The sequence below is a fragment of the Ruegeria sp. AB9 genome (genome assembly GCF_056542585.1).
In genome coordinates this window covers 101,466-113,346 of sequence record NZ_JBQGAA010000006.1, presented here as the reverse complement: position 1 = coordinate 113,346, position 11,881 = coordinate 101,466, and the positions used below count along the sequence as shown (strand labels likewise).

Annotated in this window: 9 protein-coding genes; 5 read left to right on the top strand and 4 right to left on the bottom strand. The window is 57.1% G+C overall.

The features are described 5' to 3' along the window. The first annotated feature begins 71 nt into the window (after positions 1–71). The 5 genes from ACR0K5_RS14455 to ACR0K5_RS14435 all read left to right on the top strand — a co-directional run bounded on the left by ACR0K5_RS14455 (position 72) and on the right by ACR0K5_RS14435 (position 5,777). Positions 72–2,279: a HEAT repeat domain-containing protein gene (locus ACR0K5_RS14455; RefSeq protein WP_480630351.1), complete on the top strand. Its 2,208-nt coding sequence runs from the start codon at positions 72–74 to the stop codon at positions 2,277–2,279. 15 nt (positions 2,280–2,294) lie between these two features. After that, complete coding sequence (locus ACR0K5_RS14450) at positions 2,295–2,780, top strand: plastocyanin/azurin family copper-binding protein (RefSeq protein WP_480630350.1); 486 nt, start codon at positions 2,295–2,297, stop codon at positions 2,778–2,780. Next, positions 2,773–4,017 (top strand): molybdopterin molybdotransferase MoeA, encoded by a 1,245-nt coding sequence (locus ACR0K5_RS14445; protein ID WP_480630349.1) that lies wholly within the window; start codon positions 2,773–2,775, stop codon positions 4,015–4,017. Before ACR0K5_RS14450 ends, ACR0K5_RS14445 begins: the two co-directional genes overlap by 8 nt. Positions 4,018–4,101: 84 nt before the next feature. After that, positions 4,102–4,836, top strand: coding sequence for a response regulator (locus ACR0K5_RS14440; protein ID WP_480630348.1), 735 nt, complete (start codon positions 4,102–4,104; stop codon positions 4,834–4,836). A gap of 131 nt (positions 4,837–4,967) precedes the next feature. Then, complete coding sequence (locus tag ACR0K5_RS14435) at positions 4,968–5,777, top strand: class I SAM-dependent methyltransferase (RefSeq protein WP_480630347.1); 810 nt, start codon at positions 4,968–4,970, stop codon at positions 5,775–5,777. 5 nt (positions 5,778–5,782) lie between these two features. On the opposite strand, the gene ACR0K5_RS14430 is transcribed toward ACR0K5_RS14435, so the two are convergent. The 4 genes from ACR0K5_RS14430 to ACR0K5_RS14415 all read right to left on the bottom strand — a co-directional run bounded on the left by ACR0K5_RS14430 (position 5,783) and on the right by ACR0K5_RS14415 (position 11,724). Beyond that, positions 5,783–6,901 (bottom strand): mandelate racemase/muconate lactonizing enzyme family protein, encoded by a 1,119-nt coding sequence (locus ACR0K5_RS14430; protein WP_480630346.1) that lies wholly within the window; start codon positions 6,899–6,901, stop codon positions 5,783–5,785. Then, positions 6,898–7,989: an alcohol dehydrogenase family protein gene (locus ACR0K5_RS14425; RefSeq protein ID WP_480630345.1), complete on the bottom strand. Its 1,092-nt coding sequence runs from the start codon at positions 7,987–7,989 to the stop codon at positions 6,898–6,900. Before ACR0K5_RS14425 ends, ACR0K5_RS14430 begins: the two co-directional genes overlap by 4 nt. Positions 7,990–8,006: 17 nt before the next feature. Further along, positions 8,007–9,008 carry an isopenicillin N synthase family dioxygenase gene (locus ACR0K5_RS14420; protein ID WP_480630344.1) on the bottom strand — a complete coding sequence of 334 codons (1,002 nt, stop codon included), beginning with the start codon at positions 9,006–9,008 and terminating at the stop codon, positions 8,007–8,009. 295 nt (positions 9,009–9,303) lie between these two features. Beyond that, positions 9,304–11,724 carry a GcvT family protein gene (locus tag ACR0K5_RS14415; protein ID WP_480630343.1) on the bottom strand — a complete coding sequence of 807 codons (2,421 nt, stop codon included), beginning with the start codon at positions 11,722–11,724 and terminating at the stop codon, positions 9,304–9,306. Positions 11,725–11,881 lie beyond the last annotated feature (157 nt).

The following is an 11,881-nucleotide window of genomic DNA, read 5'->3' as shown; positions in this document are numbered from 1 at the left end:
CAGGGTTCGGTTGGGAAACCTGTCTTCCACGTTCACCCAACCTCTCCCGACCACAAACATGGCAGCTTGATATGACCATTCAGACCAATACCGTCCTACGTGATGAGGCCATCGGCCTGTTCTCCGATTACGCAAAATCCGACTATGACGTGATCCGTCTGCGGGTTATTCAGGCGCTGTCCGCAATCGGGGCAAAAGACAGTCCGGTCTTGATCGAGGCGTTGCTTGATGACGACGAAGATGTCCGGCAGGACGCAGCCCGTGCATTGGGCGCGCTGGATGTACACGATGCCGCGCCGCAGTTACTGGAGAACCTGATCCACGACCCGTGCGGCGAGGTGAAACTGGCCTGCGTGACCGCATTGGCGGAATTGAAATCCAAAGACGCCAAGCCTTATCTGCGAACTCTCGTGACCGGACGTGGCGAGGGCATCACGTGGGATGAGGATGAACTGCATCAGGACGAATGGGATGACTGGCTGGATATCCAGATCGCCGCGATCAAGGCTTTGGGACGTGTGGGCGATGAGGCTGCGATTGAACCCATCGTTCTGGCCCTCATGGACGAAGACGGGCAGGAGCTTGGCGATGTCGCCTGTGAGGCTCTGGGTGAGATCGGTCAACCTGCGGTGCCGACGCTGGGCGTTTTCGCGCAGTCTTCAAATCGCCGTCTGCGTCACCGCGCCCTACGGACATTGGCTTCAATTGGCGGTCCCGAGGTAGAAGTAATTTTGCGCAAGGCGTTGACCGAAAAGGACGGCGCAGTTCGGTTGATTGCCTATGAGGCACTCATGCCCGACAATTCCGATTTGGTCGAGCAGGCCCTGACCGATACGGTCGAAGACATACGAATCGCGGCACTGAACCTGTCTCATTTTTCAGAACCCGAACTACTGGACCGCATGATGCGTGATCCCGGCGCCCGGGTGCAGTTGGCCCTGATCGACCGGCTGGATTGCAGCATCCCGATTGCCGATCAGGAAGACCTTCGCTGGCAGGTGCTGGATTTCCTCGCGACTGGTAAGCAACCAGAAGTGTCTGCACAGGCATTGGGCCTGCTGGCTGCTCTGGCGCCGAAATTGGTGGCGGATCGCCTGAACGCACTGTTCTCGGTCGATTTGGGTGACCTCCAGGCCGAGCGCATCCAATGGGCCGTTGTCGACGCTCTGGCTAAATCGCCTCTGCCTGAGGCGGCGGAATGGCTGCAGCGCGCCTGCAGGTCTCCGTTCCGGTCGGTGCGGTTGAAGTCTTTGGCGTCGCTGGCGATGATTCTCACCGATGCAGACCGCCCGCATGTGAATCAGCAGCAGGGGCGCGAGCTGCTCTTGTCCTTCGCTTTGGCCCCGATGCCGGTTGCCGTGGAAGCGGAGGTGGAAGAAGAAGCTCCACAAACCGACATAGCCGCGCTGGAAGAGGCCGGCCTGAATGTCGCAGACGGTGGCGAGAATGGTCCGATCTCGAGCCTTGGTGCTATACTCGGCCATGACGCCATCGCTGCCGAGATGACGCAAGAGGCCCAAGAGAATGATGTCCATCCCCTGACCCCGCGCGAGCAGGCGTTGCTCGCTAAAGCGACCCGCAACCCCAAACGACGCCATGTTGCGCTGGACGGTAGCATCGATTCTCTGGACCGCGAAACCCGCTCCGCTGCCATCCGGCTGTTGGGTGAGGTAAGAGGCATGCAGATCATGTTGATGCAGATCACCCAGGACCCTGAGACAGAGATTGCGCAGCACGCCTTTGGGGCATTGAGTGTCGCAATCACACATCATGGTTTAGAATTAGAAGAAAGCCAATTGACCGATCTGATCACCAAGGGGCTGTCACACGCGGACTCCGGCATGTCCTTGCAAGCGCTCAAACTACTGCTGCAGACCGACCTGCCGCAGCAGGACGCATTGCGGGGCAAGCTTCGGGCAATGGTGAAAACCGGCGATACCGCATTCCGGATTGATGCCATGCAAATCCTTACCCGGTGGGAAGGAACTCCGGATGTAGCACGCAGCCTGTTGGACGACGTTTCAGCCCCCGTGCGGCAAGCTGCGATGCGGTTGCTTTCAGAGACTGCTCCGGAACAAGCAGCGGCGGCTATTGTGCCCTTCCTGATGGCCAACCCCGAACAGCGGATCGTGACCTATGTCAATGACAGCGCACCTGCGGTGGTGTCCATTGGCCGGCAATTGCTGGCTGAACTGCGCGACGAAAACCGTCGCGCACAATGGCCGGTGATGATCAGCGCGCTGGCTGACCTGCTGGGGGACTCCTGCCGGGCGGCCTGAACTCCGGAGGGGCAGATGAACTTTTTGCTGAAACTATGTGCGGTAATCCTTGTTGGGGTGCTCGTCTTTGCCCCCGCCGCACAGGCCGAGGATATCCCCGAGGTCGCTGTTGTCCATCAGATCATCGACCTGAACGCTGACACACCGGCCCATGCCTTTCGATTTGAACCCAAGTTCCTGCAAGTCCCCGCAGGAGCCACAGTGCGCTTCAAAGGCTCGACGGGACGGCACACTGTAACGTCCATCCTTCGCATGATCCCTGTCGGCGCGCGTGCTTTTGAAATTCGCGGTCAACCTGAGCTGGATCTGACCTTCGAGAAAGAGGGCGTCTATGGCATCCGTTGCCGCGTACATGGTCGGCATGGCATGGTCATGCTGCTGGTCGTTGGCGACCCCAACTCGAATTTGGAAGAGGCTAAGGCCTATCTGCCCAAACTTGGCGAGGCAGAACAGGCGGGGTTTGAAGAACTCTTTGCATATTTGGAGGCTCAAAATGGCTGATGGATGCGCCTGCGACCGCCACGCCCATATGTATCTGACTGTCGATGACGCCCTCAAGCGCGGTCTTTCTGTTGCCGATCCTCTCACTGAAACCGAGACTTTGCCGCTGAAACAGGCGATTGGTCGGGTTTTGGCCGAGGATTGCACCAGTAAGGTCGACATGCCTGCCTTCGACAACTCCGCCATGGATGGTTATGCCATCCGGACCGGTGATCTCGGCGACGGGCCGGTGTTCGAATTACCCGTTACCGGGCGTGTGGCCGCAGGCGATTGCGGCGACCATGATGCGCCCGAAGGCAGCGCTTTGCGCATCTTCACGGGCGCTCCCGTGCCACCCGATTTCGATGCTGTGCTGATGCAGGAAGACTGCGATCTCCTGATCGACAGAATTCGGTTCAATCGCCGCCCGAATTCCGGCCAGCACATCCGGCGGGCGGGTGAAGATCTATGTGCCGGATGCCCGATCCTGCGGCGCGGCTGCGAAATTGGACCGCGTGAGGTGGCAGCCTTGGCGTCAGCCGGATACGGTGACGTTCTGGTGTATCGAAAGCTGAAGGTCACAATCTTTTCGACAGGCAACGAGCTGCGCCAACCGGGCGAACCCCTTGGTCCTGGGCAAATCTACAACTCGAACCGATATACGCTGCTGGCGTTGTTGCAAAAACCCTGGATTGAATTGAACGACCGGGGGCCGGTCGAAGATGACCCGGCGCGTCTGGAGCAGGTTCTGCGCGAGGCGTGCGAAACCTCGGACCTTATCGTTACAACCGGGGGCGTTTCCGTTGGGGATGAAGATCACATGCCGCGACTGTTCAGCGAGATCGGTGGAAAAACCGATGTCATGAAAGTGGCTATGAAGCCGGGTAAACCCATAATGTTCGGGCGGCGTGGGCGTGCTCTGTATGTTGGTCTGCCCGGCAACCCGGTTTCGGCCTATGTCACATGGCAGATAATTGGGTCGCAGATGATGGCGCGCCGCGCAGGCCTTCATCACACGCCTCAGATACCTGTACGGGCTGTGCTGGCCGAACCCCTGCAGCGCCGCGCGGGCCGGCAGGAATATCGCCCGGTTCAGATTGACGGCACCTCGCCGGATGGCCGTCCTAAGTTGCGGCTGATGGCGCCGTCTTACAGCGGCCGTGTGGCTTTGCTGGCGCAGGCGGACGGGTTGGCAATCATACCGGCAGAGATTGAGGAACTGCCTGCAGGGCATGGCCTCGAATTGCTAAAGTTCTAATCCCGCCTTGCCGATGTCTTATCAGCGTCAGCCATTGAGGCTACAAAACTTGGCAGCCTGACCAACCCTATTGGGCCGAGCAAAATGAGAGTCAAAGACCATATACTTGTCGTCGATGACGACCCGCAGATCACATCGTTCCTGCAGCGCTATCTTGAAAAACAAGGGTGCGAGGTGACCTGCGTGACAGATGGGAACGCCATGGACGCTGTTCTGACAAAATCGGATGTGGATCTGATTTTGCTTGATATCGGGCTGCCAGGACGCAATGGCTTTGACATTACCCGTGAATTGCGGGTCAGTTCGAACATACCGATTATCGTTTTGTCAGGCCGAGACGAAATATTTGACCGCGTCGTTGGCCTGGAATTTGGGGCAGATGACTATATCACCAAGCCGTTCGAGGCGCGGGAAGTTCTTGCACGCATCCGGACTGTACTACGCAGGAGCCGCACAGACAGTGCCCAAACTGTTCAGGCCGGATCGGACGTTCCGCTTACCTTTTTCGGCAACTGGATTCTCAATCAGAACGAACGGACACTAACTGACGCTGGCAGCGGGCAGCAAACTCCGCTGACCACAACCGAATTCGACGTGTTGCAGGCTTTCGTTACAAACCCGCATATTGTCTTTTCGCGCGATCAACTACTGGATAAGGCACGCGGTCGGGAAACTGTGGTCGGCGACCGGACAATTGATGTGCATGTTTTGCGGTTGCGCAAGAAGATCGAACCGGATCCAACCGCGCCGACTTATATCAAGACGGTGCACGGCATTGGGTATTGTTTTGCAGCCAACGTGCGTAAGACTGGTGGCTGAGGCAGCTTTCGCAAACCTCTGAGCAAACGCCGGTATCCCTCGGTAGGCTGATCCACCGCCCCAGATAATGCGCGCTTGGCAGAACTAACGGAGTCGCGCTAGGATTTCCCATTGAAGAGAGGAGGCGCATAATGTCCGATCCTTATTCTGACCTGGCCGCACAAGATAACGCACTTCAGGAACGCATCGCCGATGCAATCGACGCAAGATGCCTGGACCCTGCGCAGATAGAAATCCGAGCCGGTTACCTGTCAGACCTTGATTTACCCGCCGGTGCTTTTGCCGTTGAGCTGGGATCGGGCACCGGTCATATCACGCAAGAATTAGTCACATTGGCCGGGGCGAGCTCCGCATTGGGGATAGAACCCTCTCCGATCATGGTGGAACGAGCGAAGAAGACCTTTGCTGCGGATCATCGGCTTCGTTTTGAATCTGGCGATGCCAAAGCAACAGGGTTGGCAGATGCCTCAGTCGATCTTGTGGTCGCACATACGTTGTTGTGTCACGTTCCGGGACCGGAAGACGTGATTTGCGAGGCCTATCGAATTTTGAAGCCTGGCGGGATTTTGGCTATTTGCGATGGAGACTATGACACCGCATCAGCGCAAATCGCGGATTTTGACCCTCTGGATCAGCTCGTTCGGTACATGATCAACCAGAATGTGACCAACCTCTGGATCATGCGTCAGATCGGCGGCCTTCTGGCCCGCTCCGGATTCGAGTTGGGCCGCTGGCGAGGGCATGGCTATGTGGCAGAAGGCGACGCCACTTACTTTCTGACAGTCATTGACCGGGGTGCGGACCGGATGGCCGAGACAGGCGTCCTTCAGGTTGAAACCGCTGCGGCTCTGAAAGCCGAAGCGGCAGCGCGCGTGTCGCAAAACCGGTTCTTTGGCTATATGTCATATGTCAGCCAAGTTGCGTATAAGCCTGCGGGCTGATCTGCTTACCAGACAGCAACCGGTTCGCCCAGAACGGACCGGTCCACGGCGATACCCAGACCGGGTGCCTTCGGCACGATGACACCCCCATTTCGCACCGGTGCGTCGAACTCGGCAGTTTTGAGTGTGACCATGTCGCGGCAATCCAGAATACAGCGCAAGTAGCGTTCGGGTACTGTGGCCCCAAGATGAACGATCCCGGCAAAAGCAATCGTCGAACCAACAGTGTCTTGCACGCTGACCGTCAATCCTGCCGATCGGCAGATATCGCGGTGGCGCCGGCCACGGGTCAGGCCACCTGCTTTCGAAATTTTCAGACCGATTCCGTCCGCAATATCCTGCGCGACGATCTGGGTGATGTCCTGATCCTGTTGCGCCAGTTCATCGATGATGATCGGCACGTCGCACCTTTGCCGTAGAGACAACGTTTCACGCCAGGAAGAGCAGGGGGCCTCAAGCACGAAATCCAGCCCGTGCGGCAACATCCGTAACATGCGCAGGGCAGTTTCCGGAATGAGACCACCATTGGCATCTACAATAAAGTACTCCCCCGGCTGGCGATCCGCCAGTGAGGTCGCGATCCGATCCGCATCCAGTGCTGGACCGCCTTCGCTGTCCAACGCACCTATCTTGATGGAATGGCCCATATACCCCATGGCACGATGTTCAGCGACGCGGCGGCGCATATCGTCCGGGTCTCCTGCATAGATAGACGATATGGTCGGAAGCCTGTTGCCAGTAGAGCCACCCAAGAGTTCGCAGACCGGCATATTGACGGACTTTCCGAACACGTCCCAGCAAGCGATATCCAATGCGGTTTTGGCGTGGTTGTGCCCCACCAGAGCTTCATCCATCGCGTCGTTGATCCGGTCCGCCTGACGCGGGTCACGGCCAATCAGATAAGGCGCGATCTCCTCGATCCCGGCCCGAACACCGCGCGCGTGAGACGCGATGTAGGTAGAGCCGAACGGTGTACTCTCACCCCAGCCCTCTAGGCCTGTGTTGGTTTCGATCCGGACAATTCCGGCGTCAAAACTTCGGTATTCACGCCCGCCTGACAGCAGATAGACCCCTCCGGAATAGGGAAGAGCGACTTGGTAAAGCTCAATTGTCTTGATCTTCATGCCCCGACCTCTGGCGGCAGTAAAACCAGTTTGCCCGTGTGCTTTTTCGCAAGAAAATCTTCTTGCGCACGGGCGATGTCTTTCAGCGGATAGGTCGCCGACAATGTCGGACGGATTTCTCCGTGTTCTATGTGACGGATAAGGTTGGGAAATACCTCATCCGCCTGGTAGGTGGACCCGAACAGTGATAGGTCTTTCAGGTACAGAGTACGTACATCCAGTTCGGTGATTGGCCCTGCGATGGCTCCGGCCGTGGCGTATCTGCCACCCCGGCGTAACACGTCCAGCATGCCGGGCCATTGCGGACCTGCCACCAAATCAATCACCACATCTACAGACATCTTGCCCAGCGTAGCCACCAGATCGGCATCACGATCAACAACCTCGTCAGCGCCCAGCGCGCGGACGTCATCCGCTTTTGAGGCTGAGGAAATTGCAATCACGTATGCACCGCGACGCTTGCATAGCTGTACAGCAGCGGAGCCGACACCGCCTGATGCACCCGTGATCAGAACCTGTTCGGCCCCGACCGATGCTCGGTGCAGCATGTTTTCCGCCGTTGAGTATGCGCAAGGCACCGAAGCCAGTTCTGCATCCGTCCAATCGCAGTCGATTGCATGGGTGAATTCGGATTTTGCCACAGCGAACTGCGCAAACCCGCCATCGCATTCCGACCCGAAGGTGATGCAGGAAAAGGGATCGGCCTCGCGGCGGGGCTGGATGGTCTGCACCAAAACCCGCTCACCAACACGCGCCGGATCGACACCTTCTCCTACGGCTTCGATATAGCCGCAGGCATCGGCGCCCTGAATGCGCGGGAAGGTCAGCGGAATTCCTGACCAGCTTGCGTCATCATCATTCACTGTATCAAATCCGTCGGCACCGCCGGTCTCGGTGTCTGCTGTGACCGCCTTGGAGTACCAGCCGATCCGGGTATTGATATCGGTGTTGTTGATCCCTGCGGCGGTCACACGGATGAGAACCTCACCCGCACCTGGTGTTGGAACCGGGATGTCGGTGCGGTATTCCAGCTTCTCTATCCCGCCGTGCCCCGTCAGGTGGACCCCGGTCATGTATTCGATCGGCATGATGCGCAACCTTTCTTTTATGCGACGTCTTGCTTGAGGTGGGCGTAACTGGCCGCAAAGCGTCCAAACTTATGTGCGCCGCAGGTGACGCTATCATAGCGACGCGGGTTGTCATTCGAGATGCACGACTCAAGTGGTGAAAAAACGGCATCATAATCGGCATCGATGAAAAACGGGACCGAGTAACGCTCTCGACCCGACGCGTTGATCACCCGGTGCATGTTAGCCAGATACACGTCGTTGGTCAGACGTTGGATCAGGTCCCCGATGTTGATCACGAACGTACCGGGAATAGGTGAGCCTTCGACCCAGTCGCCTTCGCGGTTCATGACCTGCAGGCCTCCGACATCATCCTGTGCCAGAATCGTCAGGTTGCCGTAGTCGGTATGTGCGCCAATGCCGATAATCTTTTCATCCACCAATCCGTTTTGCGGCGGGTAATGCAGTAGACGTTGGATGCTGATCGGGTTCTGCATCAGGTTTTCGAAATGGTCTTCAGGCAGGTCCAGACTTAACGCGATGCCACCGAGTAGTTGCTTGGACAGTGTGACCATCTTCTCGTGATAAGCATATACAAGCTTTTGGAACTCCGGCAGGGCGGGGGGCCATTGGTTCGGGCCAAAGAATGGACCTTCCAGAACGTCGCGCTCGGGGCCAATGTCGAAGCACTCTTTCAAGTCCTTTGTTTTTGTCGGGTCGGTATTTTCGCCAAAAGGCTCGATATAGCCACGCAGTGCCACGTCCGAGTTGCTGACATGCAGCTTCATTTTTTCGTCCATAGGCAGTTCGAAAAACCGGCGGGTGATGTCAAAAACCTGATCGACGAAACTCTGCGTGATACCGTGGTTTTTTACGTACATGAACCCGGCATTCGACAGTGCCCAGCGAATATCTTTTGCCACTTTCCGCTTGTCGCTACCGTCCAGCAACGCGGCGATATCGATCACCGGCAATTTGTCAAAGGATTCGCGCTTTGCACGCAGTTTGTCATCCAGCTGAGCGACGAGATCTTGTGCCATCGGGATTTCCTCCTCGGTCCTTGATATGGCCTTATTACCGAGGCGCAAACTGACAGCGCTGCGATTGTTTTCAACAGCCCAAAAATTCGATTACAGTTGAGTAAAATTCATCAAAAAGCAGCACTGCTTTTTATCGCCCTTATGCTCGAAACCTTATTTGAAAGGCCTTTACCCCTTCTTTGGCCGCCGGTACTTTCTGCACGTTTTAAGTATGCATTAGAATACTACACCTGAAAGCCCTCAAAAACGAAAAGAGCCAGCCGTATTGGCTGGCTCAACCCCTGCTGGTGAGAGCTTAGGCCCGCAGGATCTTTCCGGCCGCATCAAAGGGAGGTTCATGCAGGATCGTAGCCTTGTGCGGACGGCCCAGCACCATCACTTCGACCTCATCACCCGGCTGCGCGTTTTTGATGTAGCCCAAAGCCAGCGACATGCCCACAGTGTAGCCGTAGGTGCCTGAAGTCACGCGGCCGATACCTTCGCCGTTCTTGAAGATAGGTTCACCTCCGGTTGCGTCAGCATTGGAAGCCGTCATATCGGCCTCGTCTAGATGCAGCAGCACCAGTTGCTCTCGGGCCGGATTTTCCAGAACCTTCTGCGCGGCGCTCTTGTTGAGGAAGTCCTTCTCGAACCTGCATAACCGATCCAAGCCCACCTCATGCGGCCAATATTCGGGGCTGTATTCTCGGCTCCAAGAACCATAGCCCTTTTCAACGCGCATCGACATCAGGGCTCGTGCCCCAACAGGGCCTGCGCCGAATTCCTTGCCAGTTTCCAGCAGGGCCTCGTACAGCCGTGCCTGATGTTCGGTGGCACAGTGTAATTCCCACCCCAGATCACCAGTGAACGACACGCGCAGGGCGAGAGCCTCGATCCCCGCCAGTTCAATCTTCGCGGAACGCATAAAGGGGAAATCTTCGGTCGCCAGCGAGGTATTGGTCAGGCGTTGCAAAATACCACGTGACTTCGGGCCGGCCACGTTAAAACCGCACATCGCTTCGGTCATGCTTTCAAAAGTGGTGCCTTCGGGAAGAGGGACCTGCTTGAAGAACCGCTTGTGATATCGTTCGGCCATACCCGAACCGATCACCCAGAACTCATCCTCGGCGACACGGGTGACGGTAAAGTCGCCTGCGATACCGCCGCGTTTCGAGATCAGTGGGGTCAGGCAGGACCGGCCTACGGTTTTCGGCATGTTGTTGGCAAAGACGGCGTTCAACCAGTCCGCCGCGCCCAGGCCCTTGCACACATATTTGGCGAAGTTCGAGATGTCGATGATACCAGCACGCTCACGCAGCATCTTGCATTCCTCACCGACCGGAGCCCACCAATTCTGGCGGGTGAAGCCGTTGGTGTCTTTGGCACCCGGTGCGTCAGCAAACCAAAGAGGATGTTCCCAACCTGCGTTCAGACCAAAGACTGCGCCCATGGCCTTCTGCGTTTCATAAATCGGACGTACACGGGCGGGGCGGCCAGCGCTGCGTTCTTCGTTGGGGAAGTGGATCGCAAAGCGGTGGCCATACTGGTCTGCGACGCGGGCTTTGGTGAACTCCTTGGTTGCCCAACTGTCAAATCGTGCGAGGTCCCATGCGAACATGTCGTATTCGGTCTCGCCGTCAATGATCCATTGCGCCGCCATCAGGCCCATACCGCCAGATTGCGAGAATCCGGGGATGATACCGTTGCAGCAGAAGTATCCATCAACCTCGGGCACCGGGCCCATCAGAACGTTCGAATCGGGCGACCAGATCATCGGGCCGTTGATGACACGCTTGATCCCCGCTTCGCCCACGGCGGGCAGGCGTTCGATGGCGTTCATCATATTCTCTTCGATCCGCTCAAGATCGTCGGGGAACAGGTCATGAGCGAAGTCCAAAGGCGTACCCTCTTCGGCCCAGAATTTCATGTTTTTCTCATAAGCGCCGACCAACAGTCCGTTGCCTTCCTGACGCAGATAATACTCACCATCGCGGTCCGAGACCGAGGGCAGGCGGGTGCCGTGATCCTGAACGTCTGTCATGGCTTCGGTCACGAAATACTGGTGCTCGGTCGGCTGCAGCGGCAAGTCGATCCCGGCCAGCTTCGCGACCTCCCGGCCCCAAAGACCCGCGGCATTCACAACCCATGGCGTTCTGACGTCACCTTTGGGTGTTTTGACGATCCAGCTGCCGTCTTCCTGCTGCTCTGTCGCGGTGACGGGGGTAAAACGATGTATCTCGGCCCCGCGCTGGCGTGCGCCGACCGCATAGGCATTGGTCACACCCGAGGGATCGACATTGCCGCCATCGGGTTCGAACATCACGCAGCGGATGCCGCTGTAATTGACAAGAGGGTTCAGCTTCTGTGCTTCTTCGATGCTGATCTCATAGAAGTTCATGCCGTAAAGCTTGGCCTTGGCCGCCTGGAGCTTCAGTTGATGCTCACGCTCTTCGGTCTGAGCCAAATATAGAGAGCCGGGCTGGAATACACCGCAGCTTTGCCCGGTTTCAGCTTCCAGCGAATTATACAAGCTCATCGTATAGTGCTGGATGCGGCTGATATTGGTGCTGTCGTGCAGCCCGTGGATGTTGGCCGCTGCGTGCCAGGTCGAACCCGAGGTCAGTTCATCCCGCTCGAACAAAACGACATCCGACCAACCCAGTTTAGTCAAATGATAAAGGATCGAGCACCCGATTACACCTCCGCCGATGACGACGGCCTGAGCTTCTGTTCGCATTTTGCTATCTCGCGCGTTTTCCAGTCGCGCAGTTTGTTTCACGAACGCGGTCCAATCGACAATGTCGACAAAATTCGAGATCGAATGAAGTCAGCTAAACCCAAATCTGAAAATTGTCGCAACTGATAAACTCCGTGACGGATTACGTCGTGACTGA

Bases quoted from the DNA above. Each gene is read 5' to 3' on its own strand.
- ACR0K5_RS14455 (WP_480630351.1), top strand. From the start codon at position 72: ATGACCATTCAGACCAATACCGTCCTACGTGATGAGGCCATCGGCCTG.
- ACR0K5_RS14435 (WP_480630347.1), top strand. From the start codon at position 4,968: ATGTCCGATCCTTATTCTGACCTGGCCGCACAAGATAACGCACTTCAG.
- ACR0K5_RS14415 (WP_480630343.1), bottom strand. From the start codon at position 11,724: ATGCGAACAGAAGCTCAGGCCGTCGTCATCGGCGGAGGTGTAATCGGG.
- ACR0K5_RS14445 (WP_480630349.1), top strand. From the start codon at position 2,773: ATGGCTGATGGATGCGCCTGCGACCGCCACGCCCATATGTATCTGACT.
- ACR0K5_RS14430 (WP_480630346.1), bottom strand. From the start codon at position 6,901: ATGAAGATCAAGACAATTGAGCTTTACCAAGTCGCTCTTCCCTATTCC.
- ACR0K5_RS14425 (WP_480630345.1), bottom strand. From the start codon at position 7,989: ATGCCGATCGAATACATGACCGGGGTCCACCTGACGGGGCACGGCGGG.
- ACR0K5_RS14420 (WP_480630344.1), bottom strand. From the start codon at position 9,008: ATGGCACAAGATCTCGTCGCTCAGCTGGATGACAAACTGCGTGCAAAG.
- ACR0K5_RS14440 (WP_480630348.1), top strand. From the start codon at position 4,102: ATGAGAGTCAAAGACCATATACTTGTCGTCGATGACGACCCGCAGATC.
- ACR0K5_RS14450 (WP_480630350.1), top strand. From the start codon at position 2,295: ATGAACTTTTTGCTGAAACTATGTGCGGTAATCCTTGTTGGGGTGCTC.